This window comes from Paenibacillus sp. FSL R5-192 (assembly GCF_000517845.1).
GTDB classification, from domain to species: Bacteria; Bacillota; Bacilli; order Paenibacillales; family Paenibacillaceae; genus Paenibacillus; species Paenibacillus amylolyticus.
This window is the reverse complement of record NZ_ASPR01000049.1, coordinates 215,384-237,265: the sequence shown is the minus strand read 5'-3', so window position 1 is coordinate 237,265 and position 21,882 is coordinate 215,384. Positions and strand designations below refer to the sequence as shown.

Annotated in this window: 23 protein-coding genes; 18 read left to right on the top strand and 5 right to left on the bottom strand. The window is 44.9% G+C overall.

Translation table 11 applies throughout. The annotated features are described in order from the left end of the window. Position 1 precedes the first annotated feature (1 nt). The 13 genes from C161_RS26260 to C161_RS26200 all read left to right on the top strand — a co-directional run bounded on the left by C161_RS26260 (position 2) and on the right by C161_RS26200 (position 13,326). Complete coding sequence (locus C161_RS26260) at positions 2 to 781, top strand: aminoglycoside phosphotransferase APH(3') (RefSeq protein ID WP_036673785.1); 780 nt, start codon at positions 2 to 4, stop codon at positions 779 to 781. 57 nt (positions 782 to 838) lie between these two features. Next, entirely contained in the window at positions 839 to 1,264 is a 426-nt protein-coding gene (locus tag C161_RS26255) for an NUDIX hydrolase (RefSeq protein ID WP_036673784.1), read from the top strand. Positions 1,265 to 1,505: 241 nt separating this feature from the next. Further along, positions 1,506 to 2,252: a class I SAM-dependent methyltransferase gene (locus C161_RS26250; protein ID WP_036673783.1), complete on the top strand. Its 747-nt coding sequence runs from the start codon at positions 1,506 to 1,508 to the stop codon at positions 2,250 to 2,252. Positions 2,253 to 2,441: 189 nt separating this feature from the next. Further along, complete coding sequence (locus C161_RS26245) at positions 2,442 to 3,035, top strand: C39 family peptidase (protein ID WP_036673781.1); 594 nt, start codon at positions 2,442 to 2,444, stop codon at positions 3,033 to 3,035. 315 nt (positions 3,036 to 3,350) lie between these two features. Beyond that, a complete protein-coding gene (locus C161_RS26240; protein WP_036673779.1) occupies positions 3,351 to 4,490 on the top strand; it encodes a collagen-like protein in 1,140 nt (379 codons plus the stop codon). Between the two features lie 252 nt (positions 4,491 to 4,742). Then, positions 4,743 to 5,312 carry a hypothetical protein gene (locus C161_RS26235; protein ID WP_036673778.1) on the top strand — a complete coding sequence of 190 codons (570 nt, stop codon included), beginning with the start codon at positions 4,743 to 4,745 and terminating at the stop codon, positions 5,310 to 5,312. Positions 5,313 to 5,521: 209 nt separating this feature from the next. Beyond that, complete coding sequence (locus C161_RS26230) at positions 5,522 to 5,914, top strand: DUF2500 domain-containing protein (RefSeq protein ID WP_017688132.1); 393 nt, start codon at positions 5,522 to 5,524, stop codon at positions 5,912 to 5,914. A 147-nt stretch (positions 5,915 to 6,061) separates the two neighbouring features. Continuing rightward, positions 6,062 to 6,811, top strand: coding sequence for a glucose 1-dehydrogenase (locus C161_RS26225; RefSeq protein WP_017688133.1), 750 nt, complete (start codon positions 6,062 to 6,064; stop codon positions 6,809 to 6,811). Between the two features lie 204 nt (positions 6,812 to 7,015). Continuing rightward, positions 7,016 to 8,701, top strand: coding sequence for a hypothetical protein (locus C161_RS26220; RefSeq protein WP_156946170.1), 1,686 nt, complete (start codon positions 7,016 to 7,018; stop codon positions 8,699 to 8,701). Between the two features lie 159 nt (positions 8,702 to 8,860). After that, positions 8,861 to 9,283, top strand: a complete 423-nt coding sequence (locus C161_RS26215; protein ID WP_036613979.1) for a cell wall hydrolase — start codon at positions 8,861 to 8,863, stop codon at positions 9,281 to 9,283. Positions 9,284 to 9,358: 75 nt separating this feature from the next. Then, the gene (gene gerQ / locus C161_RS26210; RefSeq protein WP_036673979.1) at positions 9,359 to 9,817 is read left to right on the top strand and encodes a spore coat protein GerQ; all 459 of its coding nucleotides are present in this window, start codon (positions 9,359 to 9,361) and stop codon (positions 9,815 to 9,817) included. A 232-nt stretch (positions 9,818 to 10,049) separates the two neighbouring features. Then, entirely contained in the window at positions 10,050 to 11,633 is a 1,584-nt protein-coding gene (locus C161_RS26205; RefSeq protein ID WP_084650491.1) for a sigma-70 family RNA polymerase sigma factor, read from the top strand. 376 nt (positions 11,634 to 12,009) lie between these two features. Beyond that, positions 12,010 to 13,326, top strand: a complete 1,317-nt coding sequence (locus tag C161_RS26200; RefSeq protein ID WP_036673776.1) for a hemolysin family protein — start codon at positions 12,010 to 12,012, stop codon at positions 13,324 to 13,326. A 69-nt stretch (positions 13,327 to 13,395) separates the two neighbouring features. Here the strand turns inward: C161_RS26200 and C161_RS26195 are convergent, their stop codons facing one another. Continuing rightward, the gene (locus C161_RS26195) at positions 13,396 to 14,046 is read right to left on the bottom strand and encodes a hypothetical protein (RefSeq protein ID WP_036673775.1); all 651 of its coding nucleotides are present in this window, start codon (positions 14,044 to 14,046) and stop codon (positions 13,396 to 13,398) included. Positions 14,047 to 14,279: 233 nt separating this feature from the next. Here C161_RS26195 and C161_RS26190 point away from each other — a divergent pair, with 233 nt between their 5' ends. Both C161_RS26190 and C161_RS26185 read left to right on the top strand, forming a co-directional pair. Beyond that, positions 14,280 to 14,555: a hypothetical protein gene (locus tag C161_RS26190; protein WP_036673774.1), complete on the top strand. Its 276-nt coding sequence runs from the start codon at positions 14,280 to 14,282 to the stop codon at positions 14,553 to 14,555. Continuing rightward, the gene (locus tag C161_RS26185; protein WP_036673773.1) at positions 14,552 to 14,791 is read left to right on the top strand and encodes a hypothetical protein; all 240 of its coding nucleotides are present in this window, start codon (positions 14,552 to 14,554) and stop codon (positions 14,789 to 14,791) included. Before C161_RS26190 ends, C161_RS26185 begins: the two co-directional genes overlap by 4 nt. Positions 14,792 to 14,793: 2 nt before the next feature. On the opposite strand, the gene C161_RS31730 is transcribed toward C161_RS26185, so the two are convergent. The 4 genes from C161_RS31730 to C161_RS26165 all read right to left on the bottom strand — a co-directional run bounded on the left by C161_RS31730 (position 14,794) and on the right by C161_RS26165 (position 19,117). Next, positions 14,794 to 15,756 carry a hypothetical protein gene (locus C161_RS31730; protein WP_235193941.1) on the bottom strand — a complete coding sequence of 321 codons (963 nt, stop codon included), beginning with the start codon at positions 15,754 to 15,756 and terminating at the stop codon, positions 14,794 to 14,796. Then, positions 15,725 to 16,315 (bottom strand): RNA polymerase sigma factor, encoded by a 591-nt coding sequence (locus C161_RS26175; RefSeq protein WP_017688141.1) that lies wholly within the window; start codon positions 16,313 to 16,315, stop codon positions 15,725 to 15,727. Before C161_RS26175 ends, C161_RS31730 begins: the two co-directional genes overlap by 32 nt. Before the next feature lie 246 nt (positions 16,316 to 16,561). After that, positions 16,562 to 17,794, bottom strand: a complete 1,233-nt coding sequence (locus C161_RS26170; protein WP_036673772.1) for an aminopeptidase — start codon at positions 17,792 to 17,794, stop codon at positions 16,562 to 16,564. A gap of 90 nt (positions 17,795 to 17,884) precedes the next feature. After that, positions 17,885 to 19,117, bottom strand: a complete 1,233-nt coding sequence (locus C161_RS26165) for an aminopeptidase (RefSeq protein ID WP_036673771.1) — start codon at positions 19,115 to 19,117, stop codon at positions 17,885 to 17,887. 210 nt (positions 19,118 to 19,327) lie between these two features. On the opposite strand from C161_RS26165, the gene C161_RS26160 reads away from it, so the two are divergent. The 3 genes from C161_RS26160 (at position 19,328) to C161_RS26150 (ending at position 21,780) form a co-directional block, all read left to right on the top strand. Then, on the top strand, positions 19,328 to 19,600 hold the full coding sequence (locus tag C161_RS26160) for a hypothetical protein (protein WP_036613754.1): 273 nt from the start codon (positions 19,328 to 19,330) through the stop codon (positions 19,598 to 19,600). A gap of 180 nt (positions 19,601 to 19,780) precedes the next feature. Continuing rightward, entirely contained in the window at positions 19,781 to 20,590 is an 810-nt protein-coding gene (locus C161_RS26155; protein WP_036673769.1) for an MBL fold metallo-hydrolase, read from the top strand. A gap of 179 nt (positions 20,591 to 20,769) precedes the next feature. Continuing rightward, entirely contained in the window at positions 20,770 to 21,780 is a 1,011-nt protein-coding gene (locus C161_RS26150; protein ID WP_036673768.1) for an aldose 1-epimerase, read from the top strand. Positions 21,781 to 21,882: the final 102 nt, after the last annotated feature.

Below are 21,882 nucleotides of genomic sequence, written 5' to 3'. Positions count from 1 at the left end.
TATGAACATTCAAGATCTCCCAATTGAAATAAAAGAACATATAGGGGAAGTCCAGAAAATCACTTTTCCTAAGCAAGGTCATACTTCTACTGTGGCTATACTGGATACGTTTGATCAAAAGTACATCATCAAGAAGACAGAAAACGATCTTTATAATGAATGGTTATCCGATGAATATAAGGTGCTCCAATACCTTTACCATACGGGACTCCCTGTTCCAAAAGTATATTCATTTCATACTGAGGACACATCGAGATGGCTTCTGATGGATTATATTGATGGAATAAGTTTAAGAGAATTTCTCTGTAAGATGCCTGACCTCCAAAGTAAAGAAAAAGCGATTTTTAACTATGGGCTTTGTTTAAAGAAAATACATGAATGCACTTGTCCTGTTGAATTATTGAACAATGCTAGTCCTTGGTTAGATACAATGCTTAGTAAAGCAGAATATAATCTAACTCACTTTGCTGTAGACGGATCAGCAGAATTACTTCAACAGTTGAAAGAAGGAAGACCAAAACCATTAGAGAACACTTTCATCCATGGAGATTTTACTATTGATAATGTGCTAGTTAATGATTGCAAGATTGTTGGAGTTATTGACTGGGCAGGAGCAGCTTATGGCGATCCAAGATATGATGTAGCATTAGCCATTAGACCGAAACAGAACGCGTTTGATAATGAAAGAGATGAAGAAATATTTTATAAAGGGTATGGAAAGTTAAGAATAACGGATGAAGAATATAATTATTTTGAAGATGGGATATATAACTTCTTTTAGTCTGGCTATAAATTGTTCTTCAAACGTATATTAATCTCTCTAGAAGGAGTCGAATAAATGAGCCCTCCAAAACATATCTTATCTGCCGCTGCAATCGTGATCAACGAACAAAATGAATTATTACTTATTAGAGGACCACGAAGAGGATGGGAAATGCCAGGCGGTCAAGTAGAAGAAGGAGAATCCCTAAGTCAAGCTGCGATCAGAGAAACGAAAGAGGAGTCCGGAATCGACATTGAAATCATCAAATTCTGTGGAATATTTCAAAATATCGAAAATTCAATATGCAACACATTATTTCTAGCCAAACCAATAGGAGGAGAATTAATCACATCAACGGAGAGTTTAGAGTCTGGTTTCTTTCCGATCGAAGAAGCCATTTTAAAAGTCGAATGGAAAAACTTCAGAGAAAGAATAGAGTATTGCTTAAAACCTGAGATGCAACCTTTTTGCATTGAGTTCAGTGATAAGAATAATATTTAAAAGTTTCCGGAAAGGAAGTTCAATCAATGAAACGAGTCGATGTAAATCGTCGGAGGGAGAGAAGAGATATCAAGACCAGACGAAATCTCTGAGATTGCATGGTTGGATATAACACAGGCAGATGAGCTTATGCCTTACTACAAGAATGGCTTTAAAAACTTACTTAATGGCAATGAGATTACATATTTCAACGAAGGTAACAAGTAATGTTCTGAATGTAGTGTATAAAGGAGGCTATCAGATGAACAAGTACAGTGTTTATGAAACAAACAGCTTTTATTGGGATACAAAAGGGAATGACTTTTTGAGAGCAATCGTGCTTCCACATTATGGAGCATTTATCTCAGAAGAAAAACACCAACTTTTTGGTGATGTCTCAGGATTAAAGATGTTAGAGGTGGGCTGTGGAAATGGTCAATCCTTGCAGTATCATGGAGACCGCAAAGCTGGTGAGCTATGGGGTATGGATATATCCCAGAAACAGATAGAAAAGACAGAACATCACTTGAGGACATACGGCATTTCTGCAACATTGATATGTTCACCCATGGAAGAGGAATGCGGTATTCCTACTAATTATTTTGACGCTGTGTATTCGATTTATGCCATAGGTTGGACAACCGATCTTGAAGGTACTTTCAGCCGAATCGCTTCTTATCTAAAGAAAGATGGTATTTTTATTTTCAGTTGGTCTCATCCAATTCATAGATGTGTCGTTGAAGAAAATGATAGATTTGTCTTCAATAAGCCATATTCTGATGAATCTTGGTATGCGATATCTCCTGATTTTTGTCAGGGTGAATTAACCTTGGCTGATCGTCAACTATCAACCTATGTCAATGCGTTAGCAAAAGCGGGATTTGTCATTGAACAAATGATAGAAGAATCCGATGAGGATATCATGCAATTACATAATAATAGCGATAGTCTCCTTAAAAGAGCAAAGATGTTACCTGTATCCTTTGTGATTAAAGCAAGAAAACGGTGATTAACTGAAATGAATCGGAAAGTGGGCTATGTTTAAATATCAAATGGATACTGCTACCTATGTATCGCTATTATTTATGGGTTGAAAGCAGATCAATGGAGAACGTAATAAATCAAATTTTATTTTAAAGAACTGGTGTGTTGAATGAACATTTAAAAGACATCTTGATGAGACGAAGGAGGCCACGAATTGTTTCTCAATGTATTACTTTGGTTGATTATTTTCTGGGTGATCTCCCTTTATTTTAGTTTTCCTAAGAAGGATCGCATGTACACAGACAATGTGCCAAGCACATATTACATTCAATCTTCAAATCGGTTGGATATGCAGAAAAACTACGAATGCGCTGCATTTTCCAGTGCGTTTGTCTTGAGACATTTCGGTTTGGAGTCCAACGGAACAAAGCTTTATGAAACCTATCCTCGCAAATTACTGGATGGGACGGTATATCCCAAAGCGGTCGTTGTTTTTTTCAGAAAACTAGGATATCAGGCAATGTACTTACGAGGAAATGTGAATACGTTGAAAAAACAGATCAGCCAAGGTGTGCCTGTTATTTTATTTATTAGAGTACATCCCAAACAACGTTATTTACATTTTGTTCCCGTCGTTGGTTATGATGAAACGCATTTTTACTTGGCAGAATCGTTAGACCACAAGATTAATTGTAATGAAGAATATTACAATCGAAAAATCAGCATAAATGAACTCAACATGTTATGGAGGTCGTGGTTACCTTTTTCTCAAAACTCCTATATCGTCGTACACCCGATGCAGATTTAAGACGGCTCTCTTTCAAGGGACAAGATATATTTCTTTAAACGAACTAATCTGCTTTATTCGGAACGTCTGCTTAGTTAAACCAAGCAACTCATGCCCAAATGGCATGAGTTTTTTTGAACAAATCTCCTCACGTAAACCAGCTCGACTCAATTAATGGTTTTGAACAAAATAGATCAAACGTATAGGCAGTTGCTACTGATTTTATTGTTTTACCTGATAATTAGCGGAGTTTTTTAGTTAAAATGGTTGTTCGTCCACGCATCTTTTCATCTACATACGTACGTTAAACCATGTCTATAGGGAGGTGTCCACACTGTGAGTCATTCAGAAGTGAAGAAACGTATGAAGAGAAAAAAGGCAACATTCCATCCGTGTAAAGTTAAAAGAAAAGAACGCCGGTTGAAAGTGGTCAAAAAGTTCGTTCAAGTAAAATGTCCCCCTCCAGAAGTGAATATATCTACCCCTACTGTCGTTGGCCCAACAGGACCACAAGGTATACAAGGCGTACAGGGCGTACAAGGTATTCCAGGTAAACAAGGGGTTGAAGGGCCAACTGGAGCTCAAGGACCAGCAGGGGGGCCACCTGGACCACAAGGGCCTCAGGGACAGCCTGGTCCTGCTGGAGCGGTAGGTTCTCAAGGTCCGGTCGGGCCTGCTGGACCTATGGGAGCACAGGGGATTCCGGGAGAAGCAGGGGCCGTAGGGCCACAAGGTCCGCAGGGTAATCCTGGACCTGCCGGGGCAATTGGGCCTCAAGGTGTTGCTGGAGCTGTTGGGCCGACGGGTGCGACAGGAGCTGCAGGAGCAGTAGGCCCGGCAGGCCCAGCCGGTGCAGCAGGAGCGGTAGGCCCAGCAGGGCCAGCCGGTGCAGCAGGAGCGGTAGGCCCAGCAGGGCCAGCCGGTGCAGCAGGAGCAGTAGGCCCAGCAGGGCCAGCCGGTGCAGCAGGAGCAGTAGGCCCGACTGGTGCGACAGGAGTAGCTGGTCCAGCTGGAGCCACGGGAGGTACAGGTGCAACAGGAGCAGCCGGAAGCGTACTGGGATTTGCTGACTTTTTCGCACTGATGCCACCTGATAATGCAGCAACGGTTGCTCCCGGTACTGATGTAAGCTTTCCTCAGGATGGGCCGACAAGTGGAACAACTATCGCACGTACGGGGCCTAGTTCATTCAATCTGGCAGCCATTGGTACGTATCAGATTTTGTTCCAGGTGAGCATCAATGAAGCCGGTCAATTAATCTTAACTCTCAATGGGGCAGATTTGGCTCCTACTGTAGTTGGGCGAGCAACGGGAACGTCTCAGATTGTGGGTATGGCTTTAGTGCAGACAACCGTGATTAATTCTATTCTGACCGTTCGGAACCCGGCTGGTAATGCTACTGCATTAACAATCACGCCACTTGCGGGCGGAACAAGACCTGTATCGGCACATCTTGTGATCACACAATTAGCGTGAATCAGTTAACAGGCTAGCTAATTGTCCTCAGCTTTATTAAATATGCATCCACAAGGGTAACATGGGTTTGCTTGAACTGAGATAGCAGTGCTTTACCTGAGGCTGTTATCTCAGTTGGAGCGGATAATGGTACAGGAGTAACTACATATCGGATACTCTTTTTGTTTGCGAGGAATGGTGAAAACGTCACTACTAATTATTTTTTCAGTTGATAATATGATAAAATATTGGAAAAACATCAGAGGTGAGTACATGAAGAATGGACACTGGAGAAAAATAACATGGATTGTTGCGGTATTATTATTAATCATGGTCACGGCTTGCAGCAATAGCAAATTCAATCCAAATGAATTTTCAGAACAGGATCTGGCTGTGACGAAGACTGACAGTGAGGATAAGATTACGTATGGAATGAGTCAGGAAGAGGCGGAGAAAATTCTCGGCGAGGGAACATCAACGGGTGTGGGTGAATCCTATCAATACAATAACGGGATCACGATTGGTTATAGGGATGCCAAAGTCGTTAGTATCATCTTGAACAAGGACTCGAAAGGGTACTTTAAGACGGCTCGCGAGGCAGAGGCGGGGATGACACATCAAGAGATTCTTGATCTGTATGGCAAGGAACATGTTTTGGTCGAATCTGAACGTAATATCGATTATGCCTATCATATTCAGAAGGAAACATTCCTGGATGAGAAGTCGCTGCAAGCGGAAAAAGATGATCTGGCTATCTATCGTGCATCGTTTATGCTGACAAAAGAGGGACAGGTTAATCAGGTTATATTGTCGGATCAACGATTTGCAACAACCTTTAAGTAAAATATGGCTGCTAGGCAGCAGGGTATTAGATAATGAAATAGTACTTATTTTTCGTATGAAGCAACCCTTCGATATTCTGCCTGAGGGTTTTTCCCTTCAAATCGTTGGATTTCAATCCGGATAACAAGTTCCTTGTTTACGTGCATATACATTACAGGAGACGGGTCAAGACTCCGGCTGTCCTAAGTTGTATGAACGGAGGGAGAGACATGGGCATTGAATCATCCTGGATGTTTGATTTGTTTGGAACCGTCTTTCCGGTTGTATTTGTTCTGATTATAGGTATAGTCCTTCTGTCGATGGGAAAGGAGGTATGGAGGTGGGGACGCAACAACTCGGAGCCGCTATTGACCGTGCCTTCACGAATCACCAGCAGACGGATGAAGATGAGTCAGTCGCAATCTGAACCGGGCAGTACAGCACGAACGTTATACTACGTCACCTTTGAAGTAGAAAGTGGAGATCGGCTCGAATTCAAAGTCAATGGCGAAGAGTATGGTTTGTGTGCTGAGGGGGATGAAGGACGGCTCTCGTTCAAAGGAACGCGTTATGTAGGCTTCGAGCGATATAATCGCGTATATTCTGAACGCCTACGGGGTTAAACTGAGCAGCTTGCGCCAGAATGGCGTGAGCTTTTTTTGATTATTTGCTGGACAAGCGTTTCTTAATGGGCCTAACGTGTTTTTATATAAGAAGAGGCGTAATGAGATTATGATCAAAGGATCATTACCATAGAGGAGGCAATCAATATGTCATTTACAGATCAGGTCGTTGTTGTAACCGGGGCCGCTCAGGGAATAGGACGAAGTGTGGCTGAGGCTTATGCAGTCGCTGGCGCCAAAGTTGTACTTGCTGACTACAAGGAAGCAGAAGGGGCGGCAGCGGCAGCTTCCATTCGTAATGAAGGCGGAGAAGCCATCTTTGTCCAATGTGATGTTCGGAGCGAGCAGGATATTACGAATCTTTTTCGTACAACCGTGGAAGAATTCAAGCAAATTGATGTTTTGGTGAATAATGCAGGACTCGCCAAGTGGAAGTCACCCTATGAGCTGACGCTGGAAGAATGGGACGATGTACTCAATACCAATGTGAGAAGTTGCTTTTTGGCGAGTCGGGAAGCAGCCAAACATATGAAAAGCAATGAACATGGGGGTGCCATTATCAATATGGCTTCTACTCGTGCACTGATGTCTGAGCCGGATACCGAAGCTTATGCCGCATCCAAAGGAGCGATTGTAGCTCTGACGCATGCGCTGGCGGTCTCACTGGGCAAGGACCAAATTCGGGTCAATTGTATCAGTCCGGGATGGATTGAGACAGGAGACGTGGAAAAACTGAAAAAGGAGGATCATGAACAGCATCCCTCCGGTCGTGTGGGTGTTCCTTCGGATATCTCCCGTGCTTGTTTATATTTATCTGACCCAAGCAATACCTTTGTCACAGGGACCAACCTCGTTATTGATGGAGGCATGACCCGAAAAATGATATATGAGGACTAGAACCGGGATTAAGCCGGGCGAGCCCTAAGCTGTCCCAACTTCAGAGTGATAAGCCCAAGTTAAGCACTTGGGCTTATTTGTTTTTAATAACTCGGTTGCTATAATAAATGTGATTTTACAACAGTAGAGGAATGGAGGGAGTATATGTTCGGGAAACAATCCCGGAAGGTATTTTGGCTGTTACTGCTGATCGGAGGGATGATAATGATAGGGAATGAGTCACCTGCTGAAGCAGACGGCGCAGATATACGGGCGGCCTGGGTATGGCAGGCACAGTCTGTTAGCAACGGAGATGAGCTGTTGGCCAATGCAGCTAAACATAAGATAAACAGGCTGTACGTGAATGTAGACATGACGCTATCCAAGGAGGTATACCAGACGTTTATAGCCAAAGCAAGCCGTGCAGGTATTGCGGTTGAAGCGCTGGGAGGCGATCCATCCTGGGCACTCAGTGGCCGTGAAGGCCCCATGCTCAGATTAGCGTCTTGGGTAAGTGATTACAATCAAGCTGCTGAGCCCAACGAACAATTTGATGCCATACATCTGGATATCAAGCCCTATGTGTTACCAGCCTGGAAAGAAGATGCTAAGCCACTGGTACAATCCTGGGTAGCCAATATGAATCTGTTATTTGAGCAAGTGAGACAGGATGGCGCAGTTGCAGTGAATATTGACCTGCCATTTTGGCTGGATTCCTATACCGTCACAGGAAATAGAGTTTCTGAGGATGCAGATAACGAACCATTGTCACGTTGGTTCATTGAACAAGTGGAGCATGTCACTTTACTCGCTTACCGTGATAACGCGCAAGGGAACAATGGTATCATACGTTTGATTGAACAGGAAATGAACTGGGCCGATGCCAGCAATGTGAGCGTCACGGTTGGGTTGAACACCAAGCCCATGCCTGGCGAGGAGTTCACGTCATTTGCCGGGAAAGGTGCAGCACAACTGGAAAGTGTTATTGAAGAAGTTGCCTCCGCATTCGGCGAGCATAGTTCCTACGCAGGTTCTGCAGTACATGACATCGTATACTGGGGACAACTGGAGCCGTCGGAACTGCCATCACCGGAGATTCCATCCAATCAGCCTGAGATTCGGGGAACGTATATCTGGGAGGCCTCTCAGGTGACGAATGACGGGGGAGAGCACATCCTAGCGTTTGCTAGAGAGCAGAATATTAACTGGTTGTATGTCCGGTTGGACCTGGATCAACCCTACTCCAGTTACCGCAGTTTTGTGAAACGGGCAAAAGCGCAGGGCATTGAGATCCATGCGATGGGTGGACACCCGATCTGGGGCAAGGAGGAGAATCGTCCACGGATTAAGCGCTTGATTGATTATGTGAAAAACTATAATGCTGAATCCGAGCCGGATGAACGATTTGAAGGCATCCATCTGGATATTGAGCCTTACACATTGCCGGAGTGGGAGAATAGTCGGGACACCCTGTTGACCGAATGGGCTGCCAACATTACATTTTTCCAGGAAGAAACAAAGAAGGACAGTGATCTCGAAACAAGCGCAGACCTTGCTGTATGGCTGGATAGCTTCGCGTTGCCAGGAAAGGAAACATCTGTGGCTGAATTTATGATCCGTACACTCGATCATGTGTCGCTGATGGCTTTCCGTAACAACGCCGAAGGTTCCAATGGGATTGCTGCTGTTGTGAGTCAGGAGATGGAGATTGCGGATCGTTTGGGTAAAAGGTTGATGATTTCGGTCGAAATGAAGCAGAACCACGAAGGTCCTCATATTTCTTTTTATGAAAAAGGGGCAGCGGAGATGGAACTTCAGCTTGCCAAGCTTCCGGATCTGCTGGCCGAATATCAGGCTTACCAAGGCAACATTGTTCATGCCTATGATTATTGGATTGAAGCCAAGCCTTAAACAGGCAAGTATTATAAGAAACGAGTTGCTTCGGGACTTCACCTTGGGTGAGGTTCCGGGCTTTTTTTATGGAAAAAAGATGGAATCGTGTCACCGAATGGGCTCCTGCACAATACGATGTACGGTGATGAACAGCTGAAACAAGGGAGGAAACAGATTATGGCTGTTATTAAAGCCAACTCAGAGGACGTCAAGCTGCTGGCTAGGCTCATGAGGGCAGAGGCTGAAGGTGACGGCGATCAGGGTATGTTGCTTGTGGGCAATGTAGGTGTGAACCGGGTGCTGGTGGATTGTCTGGACTTTAAGGATATTCGCGATATCAATCGTATGGTATTCCAGAATCCAGGAGGCTACGAGTCAACACAGAAGGGGTACTTTTACCAACGGGCAAGACAGTCCGAGATTCGTCTCGCACAACGGGTGATCAATGGAGAGCGCATCTGGCCAGCGAGCAATTCATTGTGGTTTTTCCGACCTGTGGGCGACTGCCCACCAACGTGGTATGACCAGCAAAATACAGGACGTTTCAAAGCGCATTGTTTCTTCAGTCCGACAGGCGATGACTGTCCGGAAGTATATTAAATTTTGGGAGGAATCACCATGATTAATCAGCCTTATCAACCAACAACTCAAACACTGGGGCAGCAAGCAAATTCTATGATGGGTCAACAAGCCAATTCTCAGGTTCAAGGTACGTCTTACAAAATCGGTAACGGAATGCCTGCCATGTCACCAACGCCAGGGATGGTATCACCAAGCTCCACAAGTGTACCGCCACTCGTATCCAGTGGAAGCCCAATGACACCAACGGGTGCAGTGATTACAACAACTGCTCCACAGTTTGAGCAGTCATACATTGAGAATATTTTACGTTTGAACCTTGGGAAATTCGGTACGTTCTACATGACATATGAAGGCAACAAAGAATGGAACGCTCGTATATTCCAAGGTATCATTGAAGCAGCGGGACGTGACCATATTATCATCAGTGACCCAAAGACAGGTAGACGAATCATGCTGTTGATGGTCAACTTCGACTATGCTACATTTGATGAGCCGTTGTTGTATCAATATCCGGGCGTGGTAGGCAATTACCCGCAAGCTCCAAGCAGATAATCATTGGCACTTCATCATGTTGATTGATAACTGACATGTCACATGTCTAACACATACTGATTTATTTCGCTGTCCTGAATGTGGAGGTAATCCGCAGACAGGACAGCTTTTACATAAACATATATACGAAGGTTACTATAGGTTTAAAGTCATACGTAACCTTTTGGCGATAACATGGCACTTATACATGAATAGAACAAGCAGCATGCTTATATGAAGGGAGTCCATAGCATTGAATTCATGGATTGAAGGAGCGATGAAGGGTGAACCCGAAGCTTACGCACAACTGATGTCTCAATATCGCGGGATGGCTCTTGCTGTTGCCTACAATCGTTTAGGAGATACATTTTGGGCTGAAGATGTCGTACAGGAGGCATTTACTGAAGCCTTTGGCAATCTGTCCAAGCTGGAAGCTCCTGAGGCTTTTCCCGGGTGGTTCAAGGTAATCGTGGAGAGGCAGTGTTATCGCTGGCTAAGACGCAAGCAGCATACCATGATCCCAGTTCAGGAGCTGGAGCATGTATTCCATGAAGAGGATCAGGCGCATAATCCGGAAAAACAAGCGGTGCAAAACGAAATGCATCGTACGCTGCGTGATTCTATTGCAATATTGCCATCATCGATGCGGATTGCTGTTGAACTGTTTTATTTGGAAGGATACTCGCTCAAGGAAATATCGGATTTCCTCGGGGTCAAGGTACCTGCATTAAAGAAAAGATTGTTCGATGCCCGATCCAAACTCAAGCGCTCTATGCCTGTAAGGGATCTGGTGTCTGTATTCAGTGACTTGTATGAAGGAGGAAAAGGATTGTTACACATTATGAATGGGGATCACGCTGCCAATCGTTTAAGAGAGAGTGGAATTCAGGGAGACATCCTGGTATGGAGAGAGTTGTATACTTTCGGCCCGGTAGCCAAAGAGATGGGAGATACGAAGGAGCGGCAGAATCGGGCATCCGTGTTAGAGCAGCAGTTGGGCATTCCACAGGCGGAATACTTGAAGATTGAGGAACTTGAACGCAAGTTACATTCGTTTCAACAATACAAGGAAATTGTCTTATGGTTCGAATACGATCTCTATGATCAGACGATGTTATCTTATCTATTGCATTATTTCAAAGGACAAGCACTCCAGAATACAAAACTGAATCTGCTCTGTATTGACTCGTATCCAGAGATCGAGCATTTTAGAGGACTGGGACAGCTTACCTCCACACAGATTGAACGTCTGTCCGGCAGTTGGCATGTGATTGAGAAAAACGAGTTACAAGCCGGTGCACAGTTCTGGCAAGCCTATACGTCGACTGATTTCCGGCATCATCTGGATTACTTACAGGCAGATACTTCTGCTCTACCCTTTGCGAAAGCTGCCTTTAAGGCACATTTGTCCCGTCTGCCATCTGTATCCAACGGTCTGGGACTCATTGAGCAGACAACACTGGAGACTATTAGAGCAGGTGTGGAACATCCGTATCCATTATTTCGCGAGGTAGGAGACAAGCTGCATATTCTCGGGATGGGTGATCTTGAATACTGGGCACATCTGAAGCGGATGACAGAAGGACCTCATGCCCTTCTTCAGATGAGCGGTGCAACCACTTTCCCTAAATTCATGCAGCATGATGAAAAATTCCGTGACGGAGTCCTGTCGCTAACGGAACTCGGAATTCAGGTGTTGAATGGAGAAGTCGATTGGGCACTGCTGAAGCAGGATGAATTCTGGATCGGTGGGCTGCATAACGAAAGCGGGGAACGAGCGAAGTGGCGCTGGAATCCCGCTTCGAAAACCGTAGTGGAGATTGAGTCGACATCGTAATTAACGGATAGAATCTGAGAAAATAACAGTATTGCAAAAAGAGAGTATCCAGTCATGCGGAAGCATGAGCGAGGATGCTCTCTTTGGTTTGGTTCTGGTAGATCATTGTTTGTGAAATGTTAAAAAACAGCGTAATCGAGACTTTTGTTAAAGAAAAAAGGCGTTTGTGCCATTTCGTTGTCATAGTACACGGATTGACTGTGTAGTTTAGAATTATATAATAAAAGAAGCATATCTTTTTTATTCGACAGAACAAGGTGGAGGTGGAAGCATTGGGAAGTTGAAATTGCATATGAGCGGCAGAATGGCAAATATCCTACATTTTCGAAGGAGGTGGACCTATTTGCCGAAGAATGACGGCGAATAGGATGAAAATTTGAGTGACCCCTTACCGAGTATTTTAAATTTAGTAATCATTGGTTTACTTGTATTAATGAATGGTTTCTTTGTGTCGGCGGAATTTGCGATGGTGAAAGTTCGTGGAAGCCGGATTGAGGCTTTGGTGGAAACAGGCAACAAAAATGCCATCTATGCTTCCAATATCGTACGTAATCTGGATGCATATCTATCAGCTTGCCAACTAGGTATAACTTTGGCTTCACTGGGACTCGGGTGGCTGGGAGAACCGGCAATTGCACATCTGTTAGAGCCCATGTTTACCGCATTTGGACTGGGACCAGTCTACGTTCATGGAATCTCTATTGCCATTGCATTTGTGATTATTACGATCTTGCACATTGTACTGGGAGAACTTGCTCCCAAAACGATGGCGATTCGAAAGTCTGAGACGATCACGTTGTGGTCTGCGGCTTTGCTAACGTTCTTCTACAAGTTAATGTATCCATTCATATGGGCACTGAACGGTATGGCTAACGGCTTGTTGAGACTGTTCCGAATGGCACCAGCTTCGGAGATTGACTCGGCACATAGCGAAGATGAAATACGTATTCTGATGAAAGAAAGCAATAAGAGCGGTTTAATTGACAACACTGAATTAGCACTTGTTGATAATATATTTGATTTTACGGATACAACCGCCCGTGAAATTATGATTCCGCGGACGGAAATGATCTGTCTGAATGCCAATGAGTCCATGCTGGAGAATCTGGAGATTGCCAGTGAGAGTATGCGAACAAGGTATCCGGTATATAATGGAGACAAGGATCATATTATCGGCTTTATTCACATTAAGGATCTGATGCGATCCCAACTTACGGATACCATCTCCGTGATCCGGCCCATCCTGGCTGTGCCAGATACCACGCTGATCAGTGATCTGCTCAAGCGTATGCAGCGTAGCAAGACACAGATTGCGATTCTGATTGATGAATACGGGGGAACCTCCGGGCTTGTCACACTTGAAGATATCATGGAAGAGATCGTAGGCGAGATTCAGGATGAATTCGACCATGAGCGTCCTGTCATTGAACAAGTGGATGAGATGGAATACTCTATTGATGGATTGATGCTGATTGAAGAAGTCAGCGAACGATTCGGACTGGAGATGGATCGTGCCGATTACGATACCATCGGGGGCTGGCTGTACTCCAGAGTAGATGCCATTCCACCTGAGGTTGGTCAATCGGTTGAGTATGGGGGTTATGTATTTGTCATTCAAGAGACAGAACATAAGCGGATTTCCCGAGTAAATGTGATTAAGCTGGAACTGTTGGTTGAAGAAGAAGGAGCGTAGCCGGATCCAAATTGTAACAAATGAAGCTGTATGGTGACGTAATGGTCATCGTACAGCTTCTTTGCATGCTCATGATTCTTTGGGTGCATGAATGACAATATCGGCGTAACGATTCTCCGTGACCAAGCTGTTCTCGATAGAAATTCGCTTATAAGTGACGTAAACATTCTCTCCCGGAGCCAGATCATGCTGGATATTCAGCTTTTTTCGAGTGGATTGGGTTGTTGTCGGTGTCTTAATGGTGATGATGGTGTACATAGGCGTATCGACAAAAGTAACCTCGTAAGAATTGAAGTCCCCCACCTTAGTGGTGGATAATACCGGATTTTGCTTATACTGGGTCAGGTGATCATTCACCATGCCAAGTGTTACGGGTAACACATAAAACAGAAGTACCAGAGGCAGAAGGGAGAAAGCAATCCCGAAAACACGTAAAAATTTGACATGGGAAAGGGTCCGTCCGCTCTGCTTGAGGAAAAGAAAAGCAAGGATGGGGGACAGTACAAGTCCCCAGATCATAAAGGGCAATACATAGCGGTCAATCCCCATGCTTATCCAGCTTTCCCGAGCTGTAGCCAAGAAATATATTAAGGTCCCTGCGGTAAGCGCACTCACCAAGATAACAAGCCAACGTTTGAACGAGCCGGAAACTTCGATATGTAGTTGATTCGGATTGGAGCTGTGACGATGCCTTCTGGATTTGAATTGAAATTTACTCAAGTTATACACCTCATTTGCAAATCTTGTTGGTTCATATGGTTTCGTGTATCCATTACCCAATACATACGGGCTGGAATAATTTAGGTTTCAACTATGCTGGAGATGCATGCAAAGATAAAAGACGCTGCCGACAGAAACATCGGAGCGTCTAATTTTTTTTTGAAACCTGTCACCCGATCCGTCCGTTTATACCCTTACACAAAATCAAGTATGGAAGCGGAGGATGGATCAATATGCGGGAAATGAAAACGAAGAGTGCAGCATCTATACTAAAAATAACCCTTGTTGCCTTGTTAATGGTGCCAACAATTCTGGCTATACCTACGTCCGAACCAGCCGTTGCAAGCCCGATGATCAACGTGTCCTCTGGTGCCCTTACAGCTCCGCCACCGCCAGAACCATCCATCCATTCGCTTGCTACCACTCGAGAACTTGGACATATCTATCAAGCGGTCGGTGCAGTCATTCCGGGGGGGGACTATCGGCTATCGTCAATACCAAGACCATGACATATACAGCAATGAAGACACTTTCCGTAGATTATCGACTTGAGCGCTGGACAGGAACAGCATGGGTAACTTTTAAAATGAGTTCCAACAATGCAACGAATACAAACTTACTGAATGCTACATCGGATTGGACCGTTATGCCAGGATATTATTATCGCGTTACCAGTATTCATACAGCGTATGATGGAAGTACCACGGAAACAAGCAAACATGTCTCTGGCACCGTGTTATTTTGATCTTATCGACGGGTGCTGCCTGGAAACTTCTGCTCTTGAAAATCATTGGCAATAGCAGTCATTTCTTCTTCCGAAAGGGTGCCAAACAGACTCATATTGTTGGAACCCATCATCCACTGAAAAGAGTTATAGGGTGGGCCGATATACATCAGTGCTTCCGAGCCATCTGCCAGCTTTACGGTGCTCATATCACGAAGCATGGCCCCTTCAATTTTCTCCCCAGGCATGACATGGACATAATCAAACTGGATAATCTCATCCTCTATGCTCTTGCCTTCACTGGTATATTGAACTCTCATTTGTGTGGACTCATAATAATCGTCTGGATTCACAGGGTTTTCAGTATCGATCACGAGTTCGAATTTGACCTTGTTGAATCTCTCGGGAATGGCATTGGATAACAGAAAGTCACCCATGAACCCTTCGCGTGCGATCTCTTCCGTAACAAGTACTGGACGAAACAGATGGCTCGATAACTCATACGAAGGTGTATTAAGAGCTTCTTCTTCTTGTACTTTAAGAATGTCGTCTAAGCTGGTTTCTGGTGGTGGAGGCGTTTTGGCTGTTGACGGATCAGCCCCCAATTGGGTCGTACGATCCTCAATGATAATGGATTTCATGCCATTACCCCAATCCTTGATGGATTGCACAAAAGGGGATACTGCTTGCGTACCGGATGGCAGGCTGAAAATAACGGCTCCGATGGTCACGGACGCAGCTACGACGACTGAAAGTCGCAAGGTACGTATTCTTTTTTTACGTAAACCGATTCTGTTAATTTCCCTGTTTACCTTCTGCCAGGATTGCTGCATGGCTTCGGTATGGGAGGCGGAAGGGGCAGAGACGGCCTGATGGAAAGCTTCATCAAAAGCCAGGTCAAACGCAGCGTCGAAATATTCGTCTTCCAGCTCTGAATCGAATCGCTCCACGTTTTTATCGGACTTGCCTTTGCTCAATGCTTCCACCCCATTCCTTATGTAATTTCTTCTTGATACTGCCACGGGCTCTGAACAAACGTTGCTTCACAATGTCTTCGGAGGTATCCAGCAGTTCGGCCATCTCTCGGTAGGAGAGACCTTTTTTCCACCGTAACTCCACCAGTACACGATATTCCGGTTTGAGCTGTCTGAGATAATATTCAATGGACTCTTCCATCATCTGCGTTTCTACCATGCTTTCCACGGAAGCTGCGGTCTGATTCATCGTCTCCATATCTATAAAAACACTATCCGTATCCAATTGGTTACGGTTATTTTTATTTTTTCTCAGATAATTAATAGCTGTGTTCCGTGTGACAACCTTGAGCCAGGCTTTCAGTTTGACCTCGTCTTCAAAGATGGGTTTGTTTTTAATGATTTTGATAAAAGCTTCCTGAATAATATCTTCTGCTGCAGCACGCTCCTTGATGATATAAACAATAAGACCATGTACCATATTATAATATTCATAATACACTTCTTCTTGAAGTGCAGAGCCTAAATTATGGAAATCTGAGGCTAGTAATAACTGGAGCCGATTGGCCATGATGTTCTCCTTTCTGGTGAACAGTCCACAAACATTGGTATCATTACATTTTACAACATAATATGGAAACGGTACAATGGGAGGTTGGTCAGGGAAAAACCAGATGAGAGAAGTGTGTATAACATGCGGGAAAGTTTGCTGAAAATTAATAAAAGGCCGTCTCGCCAACCATGAATACATGGTTGCAAGACAGCCTTTCGACTATTCAGAGAACATACATTACGGGAGATAACTCTCCGCGATCATTTAGAACGCCCAGTCTCCCTTAAGGAAGATGGCTTCACGTTCGCCGTTTGCCGTGATACCGTAGATGTCCGTCTCGGGAGAGCCCATCATGAAGTCCACATGGGTGATGCTGGTGTTCATGCCACGAGCCGCAAGTTCTTCAGGAGACATCGTTTTGCCACCTTCGATATTGAATGCATAGGAACTGCCAATCGCAAGATGGCACGACGCATTCTCATCATACAATGTAGTGTAATACAGGATGCCACTCTCAGAGATCGGTGAATGGAAGGGAACCAAAGCGACTTCGCCGAGGTAATGAGATCCTTCATCCATGGAAATGAGTCTTTCCAGCGTATCCTGACCTTCTTCAGCATGAAAATCAATGATACGTCCGTTCTCAAATGTGAGTGAAAAACGATCAATGATACTACCGCCATAGCTGAGTGGTTTGGTGCTGGACACTTTGCCATTAACGCCATGTTTGGCTGGAGCGGTGAATACTTCCTCTGTCGGGATATTCGCGACAAAAGGGGTGCCTTGCTCATTCACGCTACCTGCCTGCGCCCAGATATGACCTTCTGGAAGCTCGACAGTAAGATCCGTCCCTGGGGAGAGGAAATGTAATGCTTGATACTTCTTGTTGTTCAGGGCAACGGCTTTGGTCTCCAGTCGTTCAATATGCTGTTCCCAAGCCGTTACAGGGTCCTCCAGATCGGCTCTCACCGCAGCAAAAATGGCTTCCCACAACTGGCTAACCTGCTCAGCTGCCGGGAGATCCGGGAATACTTTGGCTGCCCAATCGGGCGAAGGACATGCCACACCCGTCCAGCTCATTTTATCCGCCTGTTGATACTGACGGTACTTGGCCATCGCCTGACCATATGTACGCTGATGGGTGGAAATCCGCTCCGGGTCAATACCTTTCATTAGGTCTGGGCTGGATGACAATACGGTCAGGAAGGCTGCATTATTGGCCGCCAGTTCTTCAAGCTCCGCTGCATGCCATTTCGGCGGCTCTTGGAAGGATTCCTCAGGGGCCATCTCAAACCGCAATCGATTGACGGTTTCATCTCCGTATTTTACAATCACCTGCTTGGCTCCAGCTTCATATCCCTTACGTACCAGCAAACGTACAAATTCAGCGGTATCAATCATCGCAGAGATGACAAATACTTGCCCTGGTTGCACATTAGCACCTACTCTTACAGCAAGTTCAGCGTAACGATCCAGTTTTTGTTCAAAACTTAACATATGAGTTCCCTCCAATTGTTGAATTTTTGACCTGTTGACGCAGGAAAAGAGAGGAGTAATCTCCTCTCTCCTAAATCACATCAAACGGGATTAGAATGCCCAGTTTCCTTGCAGGAAGATCGGCTCTTCCGCGCCTTCGGAGGTCACACCGTGGATGTTCATTTCTCCGGATCCAATCATGAAGTCTACATGAGTGAGGCTGGAGTTCATACCACGTTCAATCAGCTCTTCTTTGGACATCGTTTTACCACCTTCCAGACAGAAGGCATAAGCATTACCAATCGCCAAATGGTTGGAGGCATTTTCATCAAACAAAGTATTGTAGAACAAAATATTGGTATCGGAAATTGGGGACTGATGTGGAACGAGGGCTACTTCACCCAGATAGTGTGCGCCATCATCTATCTCGATCAGGTTTTTGAGTGCATCGAGACCTTGATCGGCGGTATAGTCAACAATTTGGCCGTTCTCGAATGTTAGTGAGAAACCGTCAATCAGGTTGCCGCCGTAGCTCAGTGGTTTCGTGCTTCGCACTGTACCGTTAACACCCGTTTTCAGCGGAGCCGTGAATACTTCTTCCGTAGGCATATTGGCAATAAAGACATGTCCTTGCTCATTCACACTTCCACCGGATACCCAGATATGGCCTTCTGGAAGTTCAATGGTCAAGTCTGTGCCTGGAGCTGTATAGTGAAGCTTCTTGTATTTTTTGTTGTTCAACAGATCAGCGCGGGAATCCAGGTTTTGCAAATGGGTTTTCCATTCGGCAACAGCATCCTGCTCACCGATCCGTACCGTTTTGAAAATGACATCCCACAGGCGGTCCACTTGTTGCGCTTCCGGCAGATCCGGGAACACTTTAGCTGCCCATTCCGGAGAAGGAACGGCCACGATAGACCAGCTGAATTTGTCAGCCATCTGATAAGAACGATATTTTTCTAGCGCTTTGCCGCGCACTTTTTGGCTAGTAATAATGCGTTCCTGCGCTACACCGTTCAGCAGATCCGGATTTTCAGCGATGACGTGCAGAATAGCGGCACCTTCTTCAACCAGTTCAGTCATTTCAGCTGCAAACCATTTCGGTTCAATGGAGAAGGCTTCATCAGGTGCAAGATCGTAATGAAGACGTGTAACGGTTTCATCACTCCAGTTTACTTTGACCAATTTCGCACCTTTACCGTAGGCTGCTTTGACAATCAGTCGTACAAAATGTGCTGCCGAGATTGGAGCGTTAACCACGAGTGTCTGCCCAGGATGGACATTGACACCGACTTGTACAGCCAGTTCAGCATATTGCTGCAGATTCGTTTCAAAAGTATTCATGCTATTTTTTCCTCCAATGTGATAATAATATCGTAGCTTGTTGGCTATTATAGTCCTCATTACAACTATGTAAGGACTCAGAATGGTTCCTTCATTGAATAAGGTATACGTTGCTACGTTATATATTGTACAATTAACCAATAATAATTACCAAACTAGGTTTACCAGAAATGTTGGAGACCGACTGTAGATGAAAGATTAAAGGAGAGAATGATTGTGAATATTGAAATTATAAGTACTGAAATGCGCCGTGAAGGTGAAAAAGGATACGTGGGAAATACCGTTTACCGCACAGAAGGCGAAAAGTCAGTATATGAGATTACCTTCATGAGCAAGAACGGAAAAGATTGGGACTATAGCTTGCATTTCACGGAGCAATCCGGTGATGAAGAAGAGTTACTGCGGATGGACGAGTTGCTTGAGAATGATGACGATCTGTACAATCAATTGCTCGATGCTGCTTTGGAGGCATTTCCAGCTTAACTGGCTGAGATGTTCTTGTTCTATTGTGTTGTGTCGATGACTATACTAGACGGTGTATGCCCGAAACAGGGTGTATACCGTCTATTTTATTGGAAATGTTGAATAGATGATCCAGAAAAGGGAAGTCTACGAGATGAATGGAACCAGAGAGACAATCCGCCTAATGGGAGGTAACCGTGAATGGCATCTGACAATCTGATTACAGAAGGATTGACGGGACTTGAAGAAGTCGCGCCCGATATTCTCAGTCTACGTACACTATTCGTTAATGTCGTGTTCATCGGAGAGCCAGGAAGCAGGAACTGGGTCCTCGTGGACACTGGAATGGCGAGGTTCACAGATCATATTGTTCAGGTTGCGACAGAACGATTTCAAGGTCCGCCGTCTGCGATCATATTGACGCATGGTCACTTCGACCATGTAGGAACCGTTATTGAGCTGGAACAATTCTGGGGTGTGCCAGTGTATGCTCATCCGCTTGAAATTCCGTATTTAACGGGATTAAAAGATTACCCGCCAGCGGACCCTTCTGTAGGTGGAGGTTTAATGTCCAGGTTGTCTTTCGCTTATCCCAATGAGGCAATCAATCTGGATGATCGGATATTCAGTTTACCCAAAGATCATTCCGTTCCAGGTCTATCAGGATGGGAGTGGGTGCACACTCCAGGTCATACGCCTGGACATGTGTCGCTGTTTCGTGAAGCAGACCGTTTGTTAATTGCGGGAGATGCAATCATCACAGTGAAGCAGGAGTCGCTGTGGAGTGTGTTGCTTCAGGACAAACAGTTGCATGGCCCGCCTTCCTATTTTACAACCGATTGGCAGGCTGCTCATCAATCTGTCCAGCATATAAGGCATCTGGAGCCGAAACTTGCAATTACCGGGCATGGGCATGCCTTGAGCGGAGATATGCTGAGTGAATCCTTGAAGCGGCTTGATCTGGACTTTGAAGAGAGCACTGTGCCGGATCACGGCAAATATGTGGATTAATTGAACCATCATATGAAAGACAGCAGAGACAGCCGTAACGTGTTGCAGCTGTCTTTTTCCTGTCTTTTTTGTTTTTCTATTATGAATTTGTTCTCTATCATAGATTGGTATTTTGCGCTCGGGCATGATATAGTCGAGCCGTATAATATAACCTTAGTATGCAGGAGGTACATATAACGATGACACAGCAAAATGCAGCATTTGAAGAACAATTTGGAGGGATACCAGCCATTTGGCTTCGTTTTAATCAGTTTGAAGCGGCAGTTATTCCAAGCGTAGGTGCGAACCTCGTTGCTTTCCGTGATACAGAAAAGGGTTTTCGTTACTTGAGAGAACCAAATCAGGATCAGATGGATGAGTTTATGGCTGCACCTGCGGTCTATGGAATTCCGATTCTTTCTCCACCAAACCGTTATGAGGATGGACGCTTCCCCTGGAATGGTAAAGTCTATCAGTTGCCTGTGAACGAACCGGCTACAGGTAACCATTTGCATGGATTTTTGCATGATGCCGAGTGGAAGGTTGAGGGATACGGTTCGGATCAGCTGGAGAGTTATGTGTTGCTTAGCCAGGATGTGAAAGAAGGGCATACATTCCATCAGTACCTGCCGTTTACGTTTACGGTGACGCTTCGTTACTCTTTGAGCAGCCAAGGACTTCAGCAACAATTGATCGTCCGCAACAACGGGACTGAATATATGCCGAATTTGTTTGCATTCCACACGGCGATTGCTGTACCTTTTGCACCGGATAGTCAAGCCTCGGATTACACGGCCAAAGTTACGATTGGACAACGTCGTGAATTGAATGAGCGTTCCCTGCCAACAGGACAATTTCAACCGCTTACAACTGAGGAAGAACAATTGAAGAAAGACGGGGTTAGTCCGTTCTTTGCTGCCATGGATAATCATTACACTGCGGAGCCGCAGAATGGACGTAACTATATGGAACTTACGGATCACCGTACTGGAGACAAACTGGTATACGATGTGGGTACCTCCTACAAGCACTGGATGATCTGGAACAATAACATGGGTGGCGAATTCTTCTGTCCTGAACCACAGATGAACCTGGTTAACGCTCCTAATGTTGAAGGCATACCTGCAGAAGAAATCGGATTGATCGGTTTGGAACCAGGTGAACTATTCGAACAGAGCAGCCGATTGTATCCAATTGCGTCACAAAAATAATTCACGCTCATTTTGCGATACGCTTACAATTTTGTCGAAAAGGTGAAAACCTGCTCGCAAATCATGTATAATATGACGAGATACACAAGCTTTGTAGAGACC